An 18,704-nucleotide genomic window follows, 5' to 3' on the forward strand; every position below is an offset into this window, starting at 1 on the left:
GCAGCCGCAAACCGCCGTTCTCCGCAGGAAAACGACAGTTTTGCGGCTGCTCGCGGGAGAAGATCAGGGCTATGGTGCTCAAAGTCTCCGTCTCCCCCGACCAGGTCCACGGTGATGCCGACGACGGCTACGGCAAGGTCGCCGACGCGTTCCGGGCGAACTTCGCAGCCGGAATCGAGGTCGGCGCGGCGCTGTGCGTGTACCGCGACGGCCGCAAGGTGGTGGACATGTGGGGCGGCTACCGCGACGGGATCAGCAAGGCGCCGTGGCAGGCCGACACCATGGTGAACATGTTCTCGTCGACGAAAGGTGTTGCGGCCCTTGCCGTCGCACACGCGGTGTCGAAGGGGCTGTTCGATTACGACGAGCGGGTCGCCGAGTACTGGCCGGAGTTCGCGGCGCAGGACAAGGGGAAGATCACCGTGCGTCAGCTGCTCGCGCACCAGGCTGGGCTGTGCGTGTTGACTCCCAACCCGCTGTTGTCCGACATCGCCGATCCGGTGCGGCTCTCCGCCATCCTCGCGGCGCAGAAACCCGCTTGGACGCCCGGCACCCAGCATGGGTATCACGCCATCACCATCGGCTGGTACGAGTCCGAACTGATCCGGCGTACCGACCCCGCGCGCCGGACGCTGGGCCGCTACTTGGCCGAGGAGATCGTCGACCCGCTCGGGCTGGACCTGCACATCGGCCTGCCCGACGAGCTGGACCGAGCACGGGTGGCCACGCTGCACCACTGGAAGCGGTCCGAGCCGCTCCGGCACATGAACGTGATGCCGCTCGGATTCCTGGTCGGCAGCCTCAACCCCCGCGGGCTGCTGGCACGGACCGCGGCCATGCCCGCAGACATCGACCCCTACGCCGGCGACTACAACACCGACCGGGTGCGCCGCGTCGAGATTCCGTCGGCCAACGGCACCGGGACGGCCCGCGCGCTGGCTCACCTGTACGGCGAGGCAGCGGGAGGCGGGGCCGGAATCGGGTTGAGCCAGAACGTGTTCGACGCGGTGACGGCGCCGGCGCGCATCCCGTCCGGCGGCACCCGCGACATGGTGCTCCGCCTGGACGGCGCGTACTCCCTCGGTTTCTGCAAGGAATTCCCGCGCATGACGTTCGGCTCGTCATCGCGGGCGTTCGGCACGCCCGGGTTCGGCGGCTCGTTCGGTTTCGCCGACCCCGACACCGGCGTCGGCTTCGGCTACGTGATGAACCGGCTGGGCTTCCATCTGGTCAGTGACCCCCGCGAACTGGCCGTCCGCCAGGCGCTCTTCCGCGACGTCCTCGGCGCCCGGCCGCAGACGTAGTGCCACCCGACGTGAAGTAGATCGCGAGATTCCGCCCGCCAGCCACAAAAAAGAAGGGCCCCCGCCGAAGCGAGGGCCCTTCTCCGTAGAGCTCTTACAGCTCGGTCGTGCTACCACCGGCAGCGGTGATCGCCTCACGGGCGCTACCGCTGAACTTGTTGGCGGTGACGTCGACCTTGACGGCCAGCTTGCCGTCGCCGAGCACCTTGACCAGGGTGTTCTTGCGAACCAGGCCCGCGGCCACCAGCTCGTCCACGCCGACGGTGCCGCCCTGCGGGAACGCCTTGGCGAGGTCGCCGACGTTCACCACCGCGTACTCCGTGCGGAAGCGGTTGCGGAAGCCCTTGAGCTTCGGCAGACGCATGTGGATCGGCATCTGGCCACCCTCGAACGTCACGGGGACGTTCTTGCGGGCCTTCGTGCCCTTGGTACCGCGACCAGCGGTCTTACCCTTGGAGCCCTCACCACGACCGACGCGGGTCTTGGCCTTCTTGGACCCCGGGGCAGGCTTCAGGTCGTGCAGCTTGATGACACTCATTACGCCTCCTCAACGGTGACGAGATGGTTGACCACCGCGAGCAGACCACGGGTCTGCGCGTTGTCCTCGCGAACGACGGACTGGCGGATCTTGCGCAGTCCCAGCGTCCGCAGGCTTTCGCGCTGCTTCCACCGGGCACCCACGGTGCCACGCACCTGGGTGATCTTCAGTTCAGCCATGTTTATGCCGATCCTTCACGCGCTGCCGATGCGGCCAGCGCTTCTGCCTCACGCCGGGCCCGCAGCATGCCGGCCGGCGCAACATCTTCGATGGGCAGGCCACGACGGGCTGCCACTTCCTCGGGACGCTGGATCATCTTCAACGCGGCAACGGTGGCGTGCACCACGTTGATCGCGTTGTCGCTGCCCAGCGACTTGGCGAGGACGTCGTGCACACCGGCGCATTCCAGCACCGCGCGGCACGCGCCACCGGCGATGACACCGGTACCCGGGCTTGCCGGACGCAGCATCACGACACCGGCAGCGGCCTCACCCTGAACCGGGTGGACGATGGTGGCGCCGATCAGCGGGACCCGGAAGAAGCTCTTGCGAGCTTCCTCGACACCCTTGGCAATGGCGGCCGGAACTTCCTTGGCCTTGCCGTAGCCCACGCCCACCATGCCGTGGCCGTCACCGACGATCACCAGGGCGGTGAAGCTGAAGCGCCGACCACCCTTGACCACCTTCGAAACGCGGTTGATGGTGACAACGCGCTCGATGTAGTTGCTCTTCTCACCACGGTCGTCGCCGCGGCCACGGCCACCACGGTCGTCACGGCCGCGGCCGCCACGATCTCCGCGGCCACCGCGATTGTCCTGCGCCGAACCGGCGCCAGCCTGGTCGGCCATCATGCAGTCCTTCCGGTCATCTTCAAGTAAGTCATTAGAACGTCAACCCGCCTTCGCGAGCGGCGTCGGCGAGAGCGGCGATCCGGCCACCGTAGGTGTACCCACCGCGGTCGAACACCACCTCGGAGATGCCGGCTGCCTTGGCGCGTTCAGCGATCAGCTGACCCACCCGGGTGCTGACGGCCTTCTTGTCGCCGTCGACGGCACGCACGTCGGCCTCGATGGACGACGCGGCGGCCAGCGTGGTGCCGGTCAGGTCGTCGATCACCTGGACGTGGATGTGCCGCGAGGAGCGGTTGACCATCAGACGCGGACGCTCGGACGTGCCGGCGACCTTCTTGCGCAGACGGGCGTGACGACGCAGACGGGCCACCCGACGGGTCTCAGAAATGTTCTGGCCCAACGGCTTACGCTTGTCAGTCTCAGTGTTGGCCATTACTACTTACCTGTCTTTCCGACCTTGCGGCGGATCTGCTCACCCTCGTAGCGAATGCCCTTGCCCTTGTACGGGTCAGGGCGACGCAGGCGGCGGATGACTGCCGAGATCTGGCCGACTTTCTGCTTGTCGATGCCGGACACCGAGAACTTCGTCGGGGTCTCGACAGCGAACGTGATGCCCTCAGGGGCTTCGATCAGCACCGGGTGGCTGTAGCCGAGCGCGAACTCCAGGTTCGAGCCCTTGGCCTGCACGCGGTAACCGACGCCGAAGATCTCCATCTTGGTGGTGTAACCCTGGGTCACACCGGTCACCAGGTTGGCGATCAGGGTGCGGGACAGCCCGTGCAGCGAGCGGTTACGACGCTCGTCGTTCGGACGGGTCACCACAACGGCGCCATCGTCGTTGCGCGCGACCTCGATGGGCTCGGCGACATCAAGCGTCAGGGTGCCCTTGGGGCCCTTGACCGCGACGTTCTGTCCGTCGATGGTCACATCGACACCGGCCGGGATGAGAACCGGCTGCTTTCCAATACGCGACATGTTTTCTGCCCCCTACCAGACGTAAGCGAGGACTTCGCCGCCCACGCCTTGTCGAGCTGCCTGGCGGTCGGTGAGCAGGCCAGTGGACGTGGAGATGATCGCCACGCCAAGGCCACCGAGAACCCGCGGCAGGTTGGTGGATTTCGCGTACACCCGCAGACCAGGCTTGGACACCCGGCGGAGGCCGGCGATGCTGCGCTCGCGGCTCGGGCCGTACTTGAGGGACACAACGAGGTTCTTGCCCACGCGGGCGTCCTCGGTGCGGTAGTCAGTGATGTAACCCTCCTTCTTGAGGATCTCGGCGATGTTCGCCTTGATCTTCGAGTGGGGCAGGGTCACCTGGTCGTGGTACGCCGAGTTGGCGTTGCGCAGACGTGTCAAGAAGTCTGCGATCGGATCCGTCATTGTCATGACAGCGTTGATCAACCTTTCTCGCTGCGGTTCCCATACATCACGCCCGTGCTGGTCCCACCTCTCGGTGGCTCGGCACGTCACATCGTGGGCCTGCTACGAAGTGTTTTCCCGTATCTGACCGAGTGCGGTCAGGGGCCGTGCATCGGTAGTGCAATCCACCTTCAGAAGGCACATACCGATCGGCCATTGGGCGAAAACGCCCATGGCAACCTGCCCAGTGTAGACAATCCGCAGCTCAGGGCCAAATCCGTCCGGATCGCCGTCGAGAGTGGGGCTGACGCGACTTTCGCGCCGAAATTCCGCGTCAATCCCCGCTCTCGACGCAGAAAAGCCCCTACCGGCGCGCCTCGATGAGATGCCGCGACGAATGAGCGACGAATGGCGTGCCGGCGCGCATGCCACGATCGAGCGCGACAAGCTCATCGCGATACCGCTCGACCGTGAAGCCGGGGACCCACCACGGACATTTACGCAGAATCCAGACGACCGCGCCGACGTCGTAGAACTCCATCCGGCAGCGCGCCGTACGCAGGTCGGTGACCACGAGGCCGGCTTGCGTCGCAGCGTCCGCCTCGCGCTGCGGGTTCCTGTGCCTGCGCTCGGCAGGAAGAGGACCGAGGAAGTACTCGATGAGTTCGAACGCTGAAGCCGGACCGACGTGCTGCGCGAAGTAACACCCTCCGCGCCTGAGCACCCGGGCTATCTCCGGCCAGTCGGGAGCGACGGGATGACGAGACGAGACCAGGTCGAAGGTGCCGTCGTCAAAAGGCAACCCCACGATTCCTGCGGTCTCGACAACCTGCACGCCGCGCGGCGCCAGCCGTTCACGCGCGGCGCGCGCATTCGGTGGCCAGGATTCGGTGACCACCAGCCGCGGCGGCAGGACAGGCATCTCGTCAATGACCTCACCGCCGCCGGTATCGAGGTCCAAAGCGGCACGGGTGGTCTCGAACCGGCGCGCCAACAGCTGGACGTAGCTCCACGGCGGCCGCTCCTCAACCGCGCGGCCCGCAAGCCAGCGGAAGCCCCATCCGGTCACGTCGGCACTTGCCGCTTCGTGCACCAGGTCGTCGAAACTTCGCATCTCAGTTCCCCCGGACGACGCAAAAGCCGCCCCGGTCACGAGGACCGGGGCGGCTTCTACAGCGTCATGAGACGGGCAGAGTCACCAGCTGGACTTCTGCACGCCGGGCAGCTCGCCGGCGTGAGCCATCTCCCGCAGGCAGATTCGGCACAGGCCGAACTTGCGGAACACCGAGTGCGGGCGACCGCACTTGTTGCAGCGGGTGTAGCCACGCACCGCGAACTTCGGCTTCTTGTTGGCCTTGTTGACCAGAGCCTTCTTTGCCATTGTCAGTTCTCCTTGAACGGGAAGCCCAGGGCCCGCAGCAACGCACGGCCTTCGTCGTCAGTGTTGGCCGAGGTGACGACCGTGATGTCCATGCCGCGGGGGCGGTCGATCGAGTCGACGTCGATCTCGTGGAACATCGACTGCTCGTTGAGGCCGAAGGTGTAGTTGCCGCTGCCGTCGAACTGCTTGGCCGACAGACCGCGGAAGTCGCGGATACGGGGCAGCGCGATGGAGATCAGGCGGTCCAGGAACTCCCACATGCGGTCACCACGGAGGGTGACGCGGCAGCCGATCGGCATACCCTCACGCAGCTTGAACTGCGCGATGGACTTGCGGGCCTTGCGGATTTCCGGCTTCTGACCGGTGATCAGCGTCAGGTCGTTGACCGCACCGTTGATCAGCTTGGCGTCGCGGGCAGCGTCACCGACACCCATGTTGACGACAACCTTGACCACGCCGGGGATCTGCATGACGTTGGCGTAGTTGAATTCGTTGTTGAGCGCGTCGCGGATCTCTTCGCGGTAACGCGTCTTCAGCCGGGGCTGAGTGTTTTCCACAGTGGTCATCTCAGATGTCCTTGCCATTGCGCTTAGAGATACGGACCTTCTTGCCGCTCTCCTCATCGACGCGGTAGCCGATGCGGGTCGCGTTGCCGTCGGAGTCGACCACCATCACGTTGGAAACGTGGATCGGCGCCTCCTGGGTGACGATGCCACCCGACGATGCACCGCGCTCGTTCTGAGACTGCGCAGTGTGCTTCTTGATCCGGTTGACGCCCTCAACGAGCACCTTGTTGCGGGTCGGGTAGGCCTCGATGACCTTGCCCTTGGCACCCTTGTCCTTGCCGGCGATGACCAGCACGGTGTCGCCCTTGTGCACCTTCATCACAAAACCTCCGGGGCCAGCGAGACGATCTTCATGAACTTCTTCTCGCGCAGTTCGCGACCGACCGGCCCGAAGATGCGGGTACCGCGGGGGTCATTGTCGTTCTTGATGATGACGGCGGCGTTCTCGTCGAACTTGATGTAGCTGCCGTCCGGCCGGCGGCGCTCCTTGACGGTGCGCACGACGACGGCCTTGACCACGTCACCACGCTTGACGTTGCCGCCGGGGATGGCGTCCTTGACGGTCGCCACGATGATGTCGCCGATGCCGGCGTAGCGCCGCGACGAGCCACCGAGCACGCGGATGCAAAGGATTTCCTTTGCGCCCGTGTTGTCGGCGACCTTGAGTCGCGATTCCTGCTGAATCACTCGATCTCCTGACCTGGGTTTTGTATGCACGCCAGATACCGACCTGGACGTGCGCGGTCTTGTTGTCCAATGACACCCTGAGCCACGCAGCAATTAACCTGCGATGACCGGGGTCTGCCCTGGGCAACCCCTACATACTAGGCGAGCAGCCATAACGCTCCAAATCGCTGCCCATCTCCCCGCGAGCGCCCGTGTTTGTACGGCAACACGCCGCGCCGGACGTGCATTCAGCGGCCGCTCATGCGCGACGGGGGCGACGTTTCCGTCACCCCCGTCGTTGTTCAGCCGTTGATCAGCCGGTGACACCCCAACCCAGGACCCGCGACGTCAGCAGGACCAAGGCCAGCGACACCGTCGCCACCACGACCAGGCCGATCACCGCGACGACGAGCGGCCGCCAACCGGTGCGGGCGATCTGCCGGAAGTCGGTGGACAGCCCCACCCCGGCGAAGGTCAGCAGGAACGCCCACTTGGACACCGCGGCCAGGTTCGCGACCTGCCCCTTGCTCAACAGCCCCGCGGTGACGACGGCCGAGACCGCCAGGAAGCCGAGCACGAACTTCGGGAACTTCTGCCAGACGAACGCGGCCTTGGCGCGCACGCCGGCGGCGACGGCGTCAGCCTCTCCCCTGGCGGCCCAGTAGATGGCGAAGCCCAGGACGACGAAGCCGATCAGCGCGTTGCGCACCGACTTCACCAGGACCGCGGTCTTGCCGGCCTCGTCGGAGAAGAGGTAGCCGGTGGCCGTGGTCTCGGCGGTGTTGTCCACGGCGAGGCCGGCCCACAGCCCGAACTCGTGGTCGGTCAGGCCGATGGCATGACCCAGCGGCGGCAGCACGAACAGCGCGACGGCGCCGAGCGCCAGGATCGAGGCGATCGCATAGCTGACGTCGGAGTTGCGGGCCCGGATGGCGCCCTTGGCCGCGATGATCGCCGACACCCCGCAGATCGACGTCCCGATGGCCAGCAGGGAGCCGAGCTTGCCCGACAGTCCGAACCACCGGGCCGCGGCCATGATGATGGCGCCTGCGACGGTCATGTCGATCAGAATCTGCACCAGGCTGGTGGCACCGAGCTTGAGGACGTCGCCGAGGACGAACCGCGCACCCAGCAGGACGATGCCGACCTTGAGCCAGAACTCGTAGGTGGCGACGCCGGGGCGGAAAATCCGGTGCAGGCCAACAGTATTGGTGATGATCAACCCGAAAACGATGGCCCACAGGACATATTCGATGTCGGGCACCCGCCAGTGCTGGTGCTTGGCCAGCGCGAGCCAGCCGATTTGGGCGTATTTGCCGGCCAAGCCGACTGCGACGAGCAGCAGCAGGCCCGGGAGGTAGTCGAGGAACCGCCGGGCACTCGTGGATTCGGGGCGGTCGCCCGATTCGACGTGGTCTGCGGTATCGGCAGCTTCGACGGTCATCGCGTCACCAACCGATCTTCGGCAGCACACCGGCCACCGCCAATGCGGCGACCGCGAGGCCCAAGATGGTTGCCCACCAATCAGTTCCGACACGGCTCACCCAGCCGTGCGTCGTCCCGGACTCAGTCATCACAGTTCTCCCGTCACCCGATGTCGGCTCATCGTGGCGTGCGTCGCGCCGACTGCACAGGGATCTGCTCGCGCTGAATCTGAACTCGCACCCTTCGGCCGCGGACAGCCGCATTGCGCGGAGGTCAGTCGAGAATCGCGTGCGCCAGCCGCGTGAGCGCGCCGCTGATCTGCGCGACGGACAGGCCGCGTGCGCGTTGATGCAGGAAGTTCTCGGCAGCCAACGGCGCCAACAGAATGTCCACCAGCGGGTCCGGCTCGGTGACGTCACCCTGCACCAGCAGGGCGCGAACGTGAGCGCTCAGCCCATCCGGATTCCGAAGTCCCCCAGCAGAACCGACTTGGCCGCATCAAGTCCCTTCGAACCGGCGGGCCCCTGCAGCTGCAGCGCGATGAGGTAGTCGCCGTTGTTGGTCCACACGTGCACGACGCGGTCGGCGTAGTCGTTGCCGGAGCCCGGCTTGTCGGCGAGCACGCCCATCAGCTTCTGCCCGCTGTACCCGCACAATTCGTCGGGCAGGATGCTGACGCTGTTGAATTCGTGGCCCGCGGTACGCGCGTCCGCGTACTGCTGGAACGCCGCCCCGGCGTCCAGGTGCGTCGGGCTGACTTTCACCGTGCCGGTCAGGCCGTCCGGTCCGATCAAGTTCAGCGCGACGTCACCGGACGGCGGCGCCGCCTGACTGAATCCGTCGGGCACTGCGACGACGACGGTCGGCGAGCCGGGTGCTCCGGTGCTCGCCGTCATGGTCTGTGCGGGCGGACCCGGCGGGTCGCAAACCTGCTCCCCCGCCGCGACAGCACGTTTGGTGGTCTCGACCACGCCGTACACCGGCAGGTCCGGCATCTTCGACCCGGACGCTGCCGCCGACGACGTTGCCGACGAGGTGGTGGTCGTTGATGTCGTGGTGGAGGTCGTTGTGCCGGTCGGCTTGTCGTCGGCCTTGCCGCCGCAGCCCGCCAGCAGCGCCGCCGCCGCCGCCAGGACAGCACACCGGATGATCGTTCCGCTCATCACCAGCCCCTAGTCCTTCGAAAACGCCTGGGCCAGTTCCCGTTCGACGTCGATGTACGGCGTCCCCGAGATGTCGACGACGACCTTGGCGATGGTGCCGCCGACGAACGGGTAGGGCGCCCGGTACCGGTTCGACACCGGCTGGCCCGCGTTGCGTCCGACCGCCACGCCGCCCCCGGCGAGCCCGAAGGTCCCCGGGTGGGCGCGAACGTCCGGGCGGGTCGCCACCACCGCGTCGTCGATGCGCAGTTCGACGGTGCCGAGCGGGGTGTGGCTGCCTTCCACGGTGCCGGTCCGGTCGTAGTGGACGCCGAAGACATGCCGCCCCAGAGGCAACGGATCGAGCGCGGATACCACCTGCTCGTCTTCGCCCATGAAATTGTAGACGTACTGCAGCCGGCCGTCCTGAACGAACAAGACATGCCCGCCGTGACCGGCGCCCTGCTTGAACAGCACCCCTTCGGCGCCCATTGAATCGACGTCCACCTCGGCCAGGACGGAGAACGACTGTCCCCGCAGTTCGACGCCGGCACCGATGCCCACCTCGGCGGTGCCCGGGTAGTAGGTGAAGGTCTGCCGGTCCCGCATCAGGTAGGGCCGGTCGCGCAGCAGGGTCTCGAAGACGTTCAGGTCGGCCAGCGGCAGACCGTTGTACTTCGCTGCCTCGGAGAACCAGAGTTCCTGCATTTCAGCGAGTTTCGCCGGGTCCTCGGCCGCCAGGTCATGACACTGACTGCGGTCGGATTCGATGTGAAACAGTTCCCAGCGGTCCTTGTCGAAGTGCGACCAGCCCGACGGGGTCGCGGCGTGCACGGTATTGGCGAACCAGCCGTTGTGCCAGATGCCGCGGGTGCCGAGCATCGCGTAGAACTGCGTTGCCTTTCCGGTGTCGGCCGCCGAATCCGCCAGGGCCGCTTTGAAACTCACGCCTTCCAGCGGTCGCTGCGGCACGCCCCGCACCTCTGCCGGCGGCTCGATGTCCAACAGGTCGTACACCGTCGGGGTGATGTCGGCGACGTTGACGTAGTTGTCGCGCACCTCGCCGTGGGCCGCGATTCCGTTGGGCCAGCTGATGATTGCGGTGTCGGCGATGCCGCCCTCGTGGGAGGCGTAGCGCTTGAACAGTTTGTAGGGCGTGTTGAATGCCATCGCCCAGCCGATCGGATAATGGTTGTAAGTGTCCGGTGAACCCAGGGTGTCGAAGTACCGCATGCTCTCTTCGACGGTGTCGATGTAGCCGTTGAAGAACTTGTTCTCGTTGACCGAGCCGTTCGGGCCGCCTTCGCCGCTGGCCCCGTTGTCGGAGATGACGACGACGAGCGTGTTGTCCAGCTGACCCGACTCCTCCAGGTAGTCGAGAATTCGGCCGATCTGCGCATCGGTGTAGGACAGGAACCCGGCGAACACCTCGGCCATGCGGGCGAACAGCCGCTTCTCGTCGTCGTTCAGTCCGTCCCAGGGACGCACCGTGTCCTGCAACGGCCACGGTTCGCCGTTCGGCCCCTTGACGTCCAGGTACGGATTCATGGGCGAGAGTTCGGTGTCGGGCGGCACGATGCCGAGGCGCTTCTGGTTCTCCAGCACCAGGTCGCGGTACGCCTCGTAGCCCATGTCGAACTTGCCCGCGTACTTGTCGGCCCATTCCTTGAAGACATGGTGCGGCGCGTGCCCGGCGCCGGGGCAGACGTAGGAGAACCACGGTTTGTCGGGGGCGATGACCTTGGCGTCGCGGATGAACTCGATGGTCTTGTCCGCCAGGTCTTTCGACAGGTGATAGCCCTCTTCGGGCGTGGCCGGCGGGGCGACCGGGTGGTTGTCGTACACCAGCTCGGGGTACCACTGGTCGGTCTCGCCGCCCATGAACCCGTAGAAGCGTTCGAAGCCGCGGGACAGCGGCCAGTGCCGCTTGGTGGACGCGAGGTTCGATTCCTCCAGCGGAGTCAGGTGCCACTTGCCGACGCAGTAGGTGTTCCAGCCTTGCTCGGCCAGCACCTCGGACAGGAGTGCCGTCTCGAAAGGTATGCGGCCGTGGCAGTTCGGGAAACCGTCGGTGAACTCCTCGATGGTGGCCATGCCCACCGAGGTGGCGTTGCGTCCCGTCAGCAGTGACGCCCGCGTCGGCGAACACAGCGCGGTGGTGTGGAACTGCGACAGACGCACGCCGCGGTCGGCGATGCGGCGCATGGCGGGCATGTCGACGAGGCCGCCGAAGCAGTCCCAGGTGGCGATGCCGGTGTCGTCCCAGACCAGGTAGAGCACATTGGGCGCACCGGCCGGGGCCGTCGGCGCGGCGTACGGAGTCCAGTCGGGCTCCGAGTCGCGGATGTCGAGTTTGATCGTGCCCTGGAATTCAGTTGCCATGACGCCTCGTCCCGGTCAGCGTTCGCCGCTCTCGGCGATCGCCCGGAGATTACACCCGGGAACTGTCCAGCAGGTCGGATATTGACGTACATGCCGGCGGTCATCAGCCCCGACTCAGGGGCGGACCGCCCGGATCGCTTCGCGTCGATTGGCAACGGCCAGTTTCCGGTAGATCGACCGCTGGTGGGTTTTCATCGTATTGAGGGACACCCCCATACCGTCGGCGATCTCCTGCGACGTCATTGCGGTCCGAAGGTGGGCGAGTACTTCCAGTTCTCGTGGGGTGAGCACCGACACCTGCGACAGTGACTTCGGTCGTTCACTCAACACCAGCGACTCTTCGAGGAACTGCCGGTAGCCGGTGGTCGGCAAGTGCGCGGCAAGCAGTTCCCGGCAGACCGGGTCGGTGTTGTCGATGAACTGATATCGAATCAACTGGCGATGCGCCACGGCCAGCACGGCCTCGAGGTCACGATGAGCCTGGTCGCGGTCACTCCGCTGCCAGCCGAGCACCGCCAGGGTCAGCAACGCGTATGCCTCGGCGTAGCACGGTACCTCCGGCACCAATGCCTGCCGGGCGAGCCGTTCGGCAAGGTCGGGCTCATCGAGACGGCGGCACATGCCGGACAATACCGCCGAGATCATCGGAACATGTTCGCGGCCAACAATACTGGCGGCAGCCTCGATCGCTTCTGCACGCCGACCGCGGGCCTCGCACAAGCGGGCTCTGCTGGCCGTTTTGTAGCTGTTCCAAGGGACGCCGTGGGTATCGACGTCCGGCATCCGGGTCAGGGCAGCCTCGGCGACGGTCAGCACCGAATCCAACCCGACGGTAGAGGCCGAGAACGCGAGCATCATCCGCCCCAAGTCCGGGTAACCCACGCCCACCGAGGCGCTCACCGAAGACAGCGTGTCGATGGCGGCGTCGGTCTGCCCCCGCCAGAAGCTCACCCAGCCCGCCGAAAGTCGTTCGATGCCATCACCGTCGTGCGACAGCCACAGTTCCGGCGACACCCCACCCATCTCAGCGGTCTCCCTCAGCACGTCGAGTGCGCGCTCGAACTCACCGACATGCGCAAGCGCGAAAGCCAAACTCTGGCGTGCCCGGTGCGCGACTTCGGTCAGCCCGAGAGCGGTGCACTCGTGCACCGCCGATTCGAGCAGTTCCGCCCCGCGGGTCAGTCCCCGCCGCATTCGAGAATCCGCCCAACCGATGACGAACAGCGCACACGCGTAAATCCGAGGCGCCACCACCGCACGGTCGGCGAGAGCGGCGGTCGCGCCGGCAGCCGCCCGGGCCATCGCATCTCGGTCATCGGACACCAGGAGCGTCGACAGGTCGGCGATGAAAGCCAGCCGATTCCGGGCCGCCACGGCTTCGCCCCCCGCTGCTGCCCGCTCGAAAAGTATTGTGGCAGTGACGTTGTCCCCTGCCGTGGTCCGGCAGCAGGCACGGACCATCAATACTTCCGGATCTTCCCCGAAGGCAGCTTGCAGCCGCACGCAGGCCTCATCAAGGGCACGGCTTCGCGACTGCAGCAACAATTCGAGCCAGTGCTCGGCGATGATGTCGAAACCGGCCCGCCGATCGTCGCCGCGAATCGCGCACTCGACCGCCTCCAACGGGAAGTCGGCAGCGAGTTCACGGGCGGCAATGCGGTTGAGGCGTTGCCACTCACCGGGATGGCCTCGCCGCAGAATTCCCCGGCAATGCCGTACGAATATCGAATGCCACTGGTAGTACGTCGTGTCCCCGGCACCGAACTGTTCCAAGAACAGACCCGAATCCACGCACTCGCGCAACAATGACGCCGCGTCATTCCTGCCGGACAATGCAATGGCCATTCGCTCATCGAGGCGAGCGCAGACGGTCGTATACAGCACGAACTCGGCGAGGTCGGGGCGCAGCCGGGACAGCACCGCGGTCTCGATGTAGTCGGTGAGGTCGGCTTTCGAAGCCACCATCGGCGCACCACCCGACACGAGCATCAACTTCACCGCGCCGGGCCAGCCTGCGGTGGTTGCCGAAAGCTGTTCGACCTGGCCGGGTACCAATTCGACACCCGATTGGCGGGCCAAGGCCGCGATGTCGTCGCGGGTGAACGCCAACGCGGTGGGGCCGATCACGGCAACCTGATCGTGAACCCGAAGGCGGGACCACTCGGGCCCGACGGACTCTGTCGTCGCCAGCACAAAATTGAGCCACGGCGGGCCGACCTCGATCAGCTCCAGCATGTCGACGCCGGACCACGCCGCCCGCGCCTGCTGAAAGTCATCGATGATGACCGTCAACGGCCCCAGCGGATCGATCTCCATCAACGCCGCGATCACAGCGTCGTACGACGGCGCTTCCAGCGCCTCGGCCAGTTGCCGCCACAGCCCCTCATCACCGCCGGTCCGCGCGGCGTTCCCCATGGCGGTGAGCAGTCCACGTATCACGTCCTCACGGCCGGCCACGCGTGCGGTCAATGTCAACCACGCAACTGACCCCGGCACCTCACCCGACCGCTGCGCGGCCCACTGCGACAGCGCAACCGTCTTCCCGTAACCCGACGGCGCGGCGACAAGGACTGCCCGTTTGCGGTCGCACTCGGCGGCGAGGAGCCGAATGATCGACGATCGGTCGAGCATGTCCGGCCGCGCAACCGGGATGGTCGCGAGAAACCACGGCACCGGCCGCATCGTGGATGTTCCAGACGGCGGCACTGCTCAAAAATACCGGAATCCCAAAAGCCAATCCATGTCACCCGAAAAGGGTGACATCGATGGTTTCAGCATTCACTTTTCCGTCGGATCGCATAAGCCGGCATTGACGCGCGCGGCGAAAATCGGTGTGACACCTTGGGATCGGAATCGGCAACCCACCATACCGATCTGCAGAATTACTGCGAACGACGCGACTTGTCCCAATAATGGCGCCATGGCACCTGATACCGATTCACCGTCCGAATTCACTCCCGAACCGGACGGACCGAAGCTGTCGCGCCGATCCGTGATCGGTGGCCTCGCAGCCGCCGCGGGCGTCGCGGCCGGATCATCGTTCATCGCCGGGTGCGACGACAAGGGCGCGACGCCCAGTGAGGGCGACGGCGGCGCCGCGGCCAAGGAAGTCATGGACAAGTTCCACGGCGAGGTCAAACTCGACGTGCGGGACTCCAAGGAGGACTGGAGCCAGTGGGAGCTCAAGCACGCCCCTGAGGGCGCACCCAACGTTCTGGTAGTGCTCTACGACGACACCGGAATGGCGTCGTGGTCTCCCTACGGCGGCCGGATCAACATGCCGACGTTGCAGAAGCTTGCCGACAACGGCCTCATCTACTCGCAGTGGCACACCACCGCGCTCTGCTCCCCCACCCGGTCCTGCATGCTGACCGGCCGCAATCACCACGTGAACAACTTCGCGTCGATCGCCGAAGGTTCCGAGGGATTCCCCGGAGCCTCGGGCCGGTTGCCCGACGAATGCGCGACAATCGGCCAGGTGCTGCAGGAGAATGGCTACAGCACCTTCTGGCTCGGCAAGGACCACAACGTCCCCGAGGAAGACCTCGCCAGCGGCGGCAGCAAGTCGCAATGGCCGGTTCAGAAAGGCTTCGACCGGTTCTATGGTTTCCTGGGCGGCGAGACCAACAATTGGTACCCGGACCTCGTCGAGGACAACCGCTACATCGAGCAGCCCTACTCTCCCGAGCAGGGCTATCACCTGTCGAAAGACCTTGCCGATCAAGCTCTTCGGATGCTCCGCGATCAGCGGGCCACCAATCCGTCGAAGCCCTGGTACATGTGGTTCTGCCCGGGCGCCAACCACGCCCCGCACCACAGCCCGGCCGAGTATGCGGCCAAGTACAAGGGCCAGTTCGACGACGGCTATGAGGCCTACCGCGAGTGGGTGCTCCAGCGGATGAAGGACAAGGGCATCATGCCCACGGACACGAAGATGACGCCGATCAATCCGCTGCCGAAAGATGTTGCCGCGGATGCGGATATGGTCCGGCCGTGGAACACCCTCAACGCTGACGAGAAGCGGCTGTTCAGCCGGATGGCCGAGGTGTACGCCGGGTTCTCTGAGTACACCGATGCCCAGGTGGGCCGCATCGTCGACTATCTGCAGCAGACGGGCCAACTGGACAACACGCTGATCTTCTACTGCGCCGACAACGGTGCCTCCGGCGAGGGTTCCCCGAACGGCTCGGTGAACGAGAACAAGTTCTTCAACGGGTATCCCGATGACCTGGCCGAGAACATGGCCATGATCGACAAGCTCGGTACGCCGGCCACCTACAACCACTTTCCGACCGGCTGGGCGACTGCGTTCTCCGCGCCGTTCCAGATGTTCAAGCGCTATTCGCAGTTCTCCGGGGGCACCTGCGACCCGATGATCATCCACTGGCCCAAGGGCATCAAAGCCAAGGGCGAAGTCAGGCATCAGTACCACCACGCGACCGACATCGTGCCGACAATCCTTGATGTCACCGGGATCAAGATGCCCGAAACCTATCGGGGCACACCGCAATTCCCGCTCAATGGGGTGTCGATGAAATACACCTTCGACCAAAAGGATGCGCCCACCACCAAGAAGCGGCAGTACTACGCCATGCTCGGCACCCGCGGTATCTGGCAGGACGGGTGGAAAGCCGCCGCGCTACACGCGCCGATCAGCGGCAAGGGGCACTTCGACCAGGACAAGTGGGAATTGTTCCACGTCGACGAAGATCGCTCGGAATCAACGAATGTCGCAGACAAGTACCCGGACAAGCTCAAGGAACTGCAGGACACCTGGTTCGACGAGGCCAAGAAGAATTTCGTGCTGCCGCTGGATGATCGCACCGCCACCGAGCTGCTGACGCTCCAGCGGCCGCAGTTCGAGCCGCCACGTGACCGTTACCTCTACTACCCGGACGCGTCCCCGGTGCCCGAGGCCGTCGCGGTGAACATCCGCGGGAAGTCGTACAAGATCATCGCCAACACCGACCTCACCCCGCAGGCGCAGGGCGTGATCTTCGCGCACGGTTCCCGATTCGGTGGACATGCGCTGTTCATAAAGGACAACAGGCTGTTCTACGTCTACAACTTCCTCGGTATCCCGCCGGAGCAGGTGTTCACCTCGCCACCATTGACGCCGGGCAAGCACGACCTTGGCATGGAGTTCATCCGCGAGCGCAGCGGTGAACATGGTGAATCCATCGGCACCACAAAGCTTTACGTTGATGGCAACGTCGTCACTCAGGGTCCGATGCGCGCGCAGATCGGTAAGTTCACCCTGGCCGGCGACGGGTTGTGCATCGGTTTCGACAGCGGCGACAACGTTTCGGGCCTCTACCAGAATCCGGGCCGGTTCACCGGCGGCACCATCAACGTGGTCGCCGTGGACGTGAGCGGTAAGGCGTACATCGATCTGGAGAAGGAAGCACAAGGCGCATTCGCCCGCGACTGACCATCATGACGTAACTGGGGTACCGGTGCGGCCGGTACCCCAGTTACGTTGCTGGACAACGTCGCGGGTGAATCACATCAGACTGGCTGTCAGTCCCCCGTCGACCACATACTCGCTGCCTGTACAGAACGCTGACCGGTCGCCGGCCAGGAATGCGGCGACCTCGGCCAGGTCGTCGATGTTGAGATAGCCGCCTTGGCGCATGGCCATGACCTCGTCGAAATCCACGCCCAGCATGTCGACGAACTGCTGTCGGTTGGCGGTGACCAGTACCGTCTCCGCAAAGCCGGGAAGAATCGAATTGACTCGAATACCTTTCGGGCGCAGCTCGATTGCCGCGGTCTTCGTCAGATTCACCACCGCAGCCTTGGACGCCGAGTAGTGCGCCAGCAACGGCGTGCCGGCCGTTGCGGTGATCGAGCCGATCGTGATTATCGATCCCTTGGTGCCGGCGGCGGACATTGCGCGTGCGCCGTGTTTGACGGTGAGGAACGCACCGTCGAGATTGATGGACATCAGGTTCCGCCATTGCCCGAGCGGCATTTCGGTCACCGGTGCCAGGGTGGCGATGCCTGCGTTGGCGACGACGATGTCGACCTTCCCGTGCATCGACACGGCATGGTCGATCAGCGCGGCCACGCTGTCCTCGCTGCGGACGTCACAGGCGAAAGAGGAAGCCCCGCTCAGTTGGCCTGCCGCGGCCGCGGAACTGTCCGCATCCAGGTCGGAGATCACCACGGTGGCGCCCAGTGCGGCGTACTTGGTGGCGATGGCCAGCCCGATGCCCCGGGCGGAGCCGGTGATCACCGCGACCTTGCCGGCCAGCGAATCATCTTGCGTCGTAATGTTGGTCATGAATTGCTCCTCGGGGGTATGTCGGTGGCTCAGATGAGGCTCGCGGTCAGGCCACCGTCGACCAGGTAATGCGATCCGGTGATGAACGACGAGTTCTGGGATGCCAGGAACGCCACCGTCTCGGCGACGTCCTCGGGAGCGGCCAGCCGACCCTGCTTGACTGCCACCAGTTCCTCGAACGTGATGGGTGCGACGGCTTCCAGCGGTGCGGCCAGGCGAGCCGCCATCGGGGTGTCGGCGAGGCCCGGGCATACCGCGTTGACGCGAATTCCTGCGCCACGCAACTCGATCGCCGCGGATTCGGTGAAGCGCAGGACCGCACCTTTGGATGCGGAGTAGGAGCTCAGCAGCGGACCACCCGCCACTGAGGCGATCGAGCCCAGGTTCACGATCGAGGAGCCACCGGCAGCGGCGAGCGCGGGCACCGCGGCCCTGGTGAAGCGGAAGGTACCGACGACGTTGATGTCGAGGATCGAGATGAAGTCGTCGTCGGTGAGTTCGGTTACCGGCTTGGCGATTTCGATGCCGGCGTTGTTCACCAGCAGGTCCAGGCCGCCGAATGCCTCGGTGGCCGTGGCGACCGACGCGTTGACCTGCTCGGTCGAACGCACGTCGCAGGTGAGCCCGATGCATCCACCGCCCAGCTCGGCAGCTGCGGCCTCGGCACCGCCGCCATTGATATCCACCAGCGCGACGCGAGCACCACCGGCCACGAGCCGCTTGGCGATGGCCAGGCCGATGCCCTGGGCGGCGCCGGTGACAATGGCGCGGCGGTCCTGTAGGTCATTCATGTACGTCTCCTGAT

21 protein-coding genes are annotated in these 18,704 nt (G+C 65.4%); 2 read left to right on the forward strand and 19 right to left on the reverse strand.

Annotated elements, in window-relative coordinates; all coding sequences use genetic code 11:
* The first annotated feature begins 71 nt into the window (after positions 1-71).
* Positions 72-1,304: a serine hydrolase domain-containing protein gene (locus ACWW1C_RS23260; RefSeq protein WP_455980469.1), complete on the forward strand. Its 1,233-nt coding sequence runs from the start codon at positions 72-74 to the stop codon at positions 1,302-1,304.
* A gap of 94 nt (positions 1,305-1,398) precedes the next feature.
* Here ACWW1C_RS23260 and rplO read toward each other — a convergent pair whose 3' ends face one another.
* The 17 genes from rplO to ACWW1C_RS23345 all read right to left on the reverse strand — a co-directional run bounded on the left by rplO (position 1,399) and on the right by ACWW1C_RS23345 (position 14,286).
* Complete coding sequence (gene rplO, locus ACWW1C_RS23265; RefSeq protein WP_455980470.1) at positions 1,399-1,842, reverse strand: 50S ribosomal protein L15; 444 nt, start codon at positions 1,840-1,842, stop codon at positions 1,399-1,401.
* A complete protein-coding gene (gene rpmD, locus ACWW1C_RS23270) occupies positions 1,842-2,021 on the reverse strand; it encodes a 50S ribosomal protein L30 (protein WP_020101428.1) in 180 nt (59 codons plus the stop codon). Before rpmD ends, rplO begins: the two co-directional genes overlap by 1 nt.
* Positions 2,022-2,023: 2 nt before the next feature.
* Positions 2,024-2,689 (reverse strand): 30S ribosomal protein S5, encoded by a 666-nt coding sequence (rpsE, locus tag ACWW1C_RS23275; RefSeq protein WP_455980471.1) that lies wholly within the window; start codon positions 2,687-2,689, stop codon positions 2,024-2,026.
* A 34-nt stretch (positions 2,690-2,723) separates the two neighbouring features.
* On the reverse strand, positions 2,724-3,125 hold the full coding sequence (gene rplR, locus ACWW1C_RS23280) for a 50S ribosomal protein L18 (protein WP_043401775.1): 402 nt from the start codon (positions 3,123-3,125) through the stop codon (positions 2,724-2,726).
* A 2-nt stretch (positions 3,126-3,127) separates the two neighbouring features.
* Entirely contained in the window at positions 3,128-3,667 is a 540-nt protein-coding gene (gene rplF, locus ACWW1C_RS23285; protein WP_455980472.1) for a 50S ribosomal protein L6, read from the reverse strand.
* Between the two features lie 12 nt (positions 3,668-3,679).
* Positions 3,680-4,078, reverse strand: a complete 399-nt coding sequence (rpsH, locus tag ACWW1C_RS23290) for a 30S ribosomal protein S8 (protein ID WP_138232191.1) — start codon at positions 4,076-4,078, stop codon at positions 3,680-3,682.
* A 337-nt stretch (positions 4,079-4,415) separates the two neighbouring features.
* Positions 4,416-5,165, reverse strand: coding sequence for a class I SAM-dependent methyltransferase (locus tag ACWW1C_RS23295; RefSeq protein ID WP_455980473.1), 750 nt, complete (start codon positions 5,163-5,165; stop codon positions 4,416-4,418).
* Positions 5,166-5,246: 81 nt separating this feature from the next.
* Entirely contained in the window at positions 5,247-5,432 is a 186-nt protein-coding gene (locus ACWW1C_RS23300) for a type Z 30S ribosomal protein S14 (protein ID WP_005197641.1), read from the reverse strand.
* Positions 5,433-5,434: 2 nt separating this feature from the next.
* Complete coding sequence (gene rplE / locus ACWW1C_RS23305; RefSeq protein WP_455980474.1) at positions 5,435-5,998, reverse strand: 50S ribosomal protein L5; 564 nt, start codon at positions 5,996-5,998, stop codon at positions 5,435-5,437.
* A 1-nt stretch (position 5,999) separates the two neighbouring features.
* Positions 6,000-6,317: a 50S ribosomal protein L24 gene (rplX, locus tag ACWW1C_RS23310; RefSeq protein WP_020101421.1), complete on the reverse strand. Its 318-nt coding sequence runs from the start codon at positions 6,315-6,317 to the stop codon at positions 6,000-6,002.
* Positions 6,317-6,685: a 50S ribosomal protein L14 gene (rplN, locus tag ACWW1C_RS23315; protein ID WP_020101420.1), complete on the reverse strand. Its 369-nt coding sequence runs from the start codon at positions 6,683-6,685 to the stop codon at positions 6,317-6,319. Before rplN ends, rplX begins: the two co-directional genes overlap by 1 nt.
* A gap of 292 nt (positions 6,686-6,977) precedes the next feature.
* Positions 6,978-8,108, reverse strand: coding sequence for a YeiH family protein (locus ACWW1C_RS23320; RefSeq protein ID WP_455980475.1), 1,131 nt, complete (start codon positions 8,106-8,108; stop codon positions 6,978-6,980).
* 4 nt (positions 8,109-8,112) lie between these two features.
* Complete coding sequence (locus ACWW1C_RS23325) at positions 8,113-8,238, reverse strand: hypothetical protein (protein WP_455980476.1); 126 nt, start codon at positions 8,236-8,238, stop codon at positions 8,113-8,115.
* 124 nt (positions 8,239-8,362) lie between these two features.
* Positions 8,363-8,515, reverse strand: a complete 153-nt coding sequence (locus ACWW1C_RS23330; RefSeq protein WP_455980477.1) for a hypothetical protein — start codon at positions 8,513-8,515, stop codon at positions 8,363-8,365.
* 23 nt (positions 8,516-8,538) lie between these two features.
* Positions 8,539-9,252, reverse strand: a complete 714-nt coding sequence (locus ACWW1C_RS23335) for a hypothetical protein (RefSeq protein ID WP_455980478.1) — start codon at positions 9,250-9,252, stop codon at positions 8,539-8,541.
* 9 nt (positions 9,253-9,261) lie between these two features.
* Positions 9,262-11,613 (reverse strand): arylsulfatase, encoded by a 2,352-nt coding sequence (locus ACWW1C_RS23340; protein ID WP_455980479.1) that lies wholly within the window; start codon positions 11,611-11,613, stop codon positions 9,262-9,264.
* A 114-nt stretch (positions 11,614-11,727) separates the two neighbouring features.
* Positions 11,728-14,286 carry a LuxR C-terminal-related transcriptional regulator gene (locus tag ACWW1C_RS23345; protein ID WP_455980480.1) on the reverse strand — a complete coding sequence of 853 codons (2,559 nt, stop codon included), beginning with the start codon at positions 14,284-14,286 and terminating at the stop codon, positions 11,728-11,730.
* Positions 14,287-14,533: 247 nt separating this feature from the next.
* On the opposite strand from ACWW1C_RS23345, the gene ACWW1C_RS23350 reads away from it, so the two are divergent.
* Entirely contained in the window at positions 14,534-17,044 is a 2,511-nt protein-coding gene (locus tag ACWW1C_RS23350; protein WP_455980481.1) for an arylsulfatase, read from the forward strand.
* Positions 17,045-17,116: 72 nt separating this feature from the next.
* Here ACWW1C_RS23350 and ACWW1C_RS23355 read toward each other — a convergent pair whose 3' ends face one another.
* Both ACWW1C_RS23355 and ACWW1C_RS23360 read right to left on the reverse strand, forming a co-directional pair.
* Positions 17,117-17,899 carry an SDR family NAD(P)-dependent oxidoreductase gene (locus ACWW1C_RS23355; protein WP_455980482.1) on the reverse strand — a complete coding sequence of 261 codons (783 nt, stop codon included), beginning with the start codon at positions 17,897-17,899 and terminating at the stop codon, positions 17,117-17,119.
* Positions 17,900-17,928: 29 nt separating this feature from the next.
* Positions 17,929-18,690, reverse strand: coding sequence for an SDR family NAD(P)-dependent oxidoreductase (locus ACWW1C_RS23360; RefSeq protein ID WP_455980483.1), 762 nt, complete (start codon positions 18,688-18,690; stop codon positions 17,929-17,931).
* Positions 18,691-18,704: the final 14 nt, after the last annotated feature.

This window comes from Mycobacterium sp. HM-7 (assembly GCF_053852335.1).

Excerpts from the sequence above, each read along its gene's own strand:
- ACWW1C_RS23260 (WP_455980469.1), top strand. The coding sequence starts at position 72 with ATGGTGCTCAAAGTCTCCGTCTCCCCCGACCAGGTCCACGGTGATGCC.
- rplO (WP_455980470.1), bottom strand. The coding sequence starts at position 1,842 with ATGAGTGTCATCAAGCTGCACGACCTGAAGCCTGCCCCGGGGTCCAAG.
- rpmD (WP_020101428.1), bottom strand. The coding sequence starts at position 2,021 with ATGGCTGAACTGAAGATCACCCAGGTGCGTGGCACCGTGGGTGCCCGG.
- rpsE (WP_455980471.1), bottom strand. The coding sequence starts at position 2,689 with ATGGCCGACCAGGCTGGCGCCGGTTCGGCGCAGGACAATCGCGGTGGC.
- rplR (WP_043401775.1), bottom strand. The coding sequence starts at position 3,125 with ATGGCCAACACTGAGACTGACAAGCGTAAGCCGTTGGGCCAGAACATT.
- rplF (WP_455980472.1), bottom strand. The coding sequence starts at position 3,667 with ATGTCGCGTATTGGAAAGCAGCCGGTTCTCATCCCGGCCGGTGTCGAT.
- rpsH (WP_138232191.1), bottom strand. The coding sequence starts at position 4,078 with ATGACAATGACGGATCCGATCGCAGACTTCTTGACACGTCTGCGCAAC.
- ACWW1C_RS23295 (WP_455980473.1), bottom strand. The coding sequence starts at position 5,165 with ATGCGAAGTTTCGACGACCTGGTGCACGAAGCGGCAAGTGCCGACGTG.
- ACWW1C_RS23300 (WP_005197641.1), bottom strand. The coding sequence starts at position 5,432 with ATGGCAAAGAAGGCTCTGGTCAACAAGGCCAACAAGAAGCCGAAGTTC.
- rplE (WP_455980474.1), bottom strand. The coding sequence starts at position 5,998 with ATGACCACTGTGGAAAACACTCAGCCCCGGCTGAAGACGCGTTACCGC.
- rplX (WP_020101421.1), bottom strand. The coding sequence starts at position 6,317 with ATGAAGGTGCACAAGGGCGACACCGTGCTGGTCATCGCCGGCAAGGAC.
- ACWW1C_RS23320 (WP_455980475.1), bottom strand. The coding sequence starts at position 8,108 with ATGACCGTCGAAGCTGCCGATACCGCAGACCACGTCGAATCGGGCGAC.
- ACWW1C_RS23325 (WP_455980476.1), bottom strand. The coding sequence starts at position 8,238 with ATGACTGAGTCCGGGACGACGCACGGCTGGGTGAGCCGTGTCGGAACT.
- ACWW1C_RS23335 (WP_455980478.1), bottom strand. The coding sequence starts at position 9,252 with ATGAGCGGAACGATCATCCGGTGTGCTGTCCTGGCGGCGGCGGCGGCG.
- ACWW1C_RS23340 (WP_455980479.1), bottom strand. The coding sequence starts at position 11,613 with ATGGCAACTGAATTCCAGGGCACGATCAAACTCGACATCCGCGACTCG.
- ACWW1C_RS23350 (WP_455980481.1), top strand. The coding sequence starts at position 14,534 with ATGGCACCTGATACCGATTCACCGTCCGAATTCACTCCCGAACCGGAC.
- ACWW1C_RS23355 (WP_455980482.1), bottom strand. The coding sequence starts at position 17,899 with ATGACCAACATTACGACGCAAGATGATTCGCTGGCCGGCAAGGTCGCG.
- ACWW1C_RS23360 (WP_455980483.1), bottom strand. The coding sequence starts at position 18,690 with ATGAATGACCTACAGGACCGCCGCGCCATTGTCACCGGCGCCGCCCAG.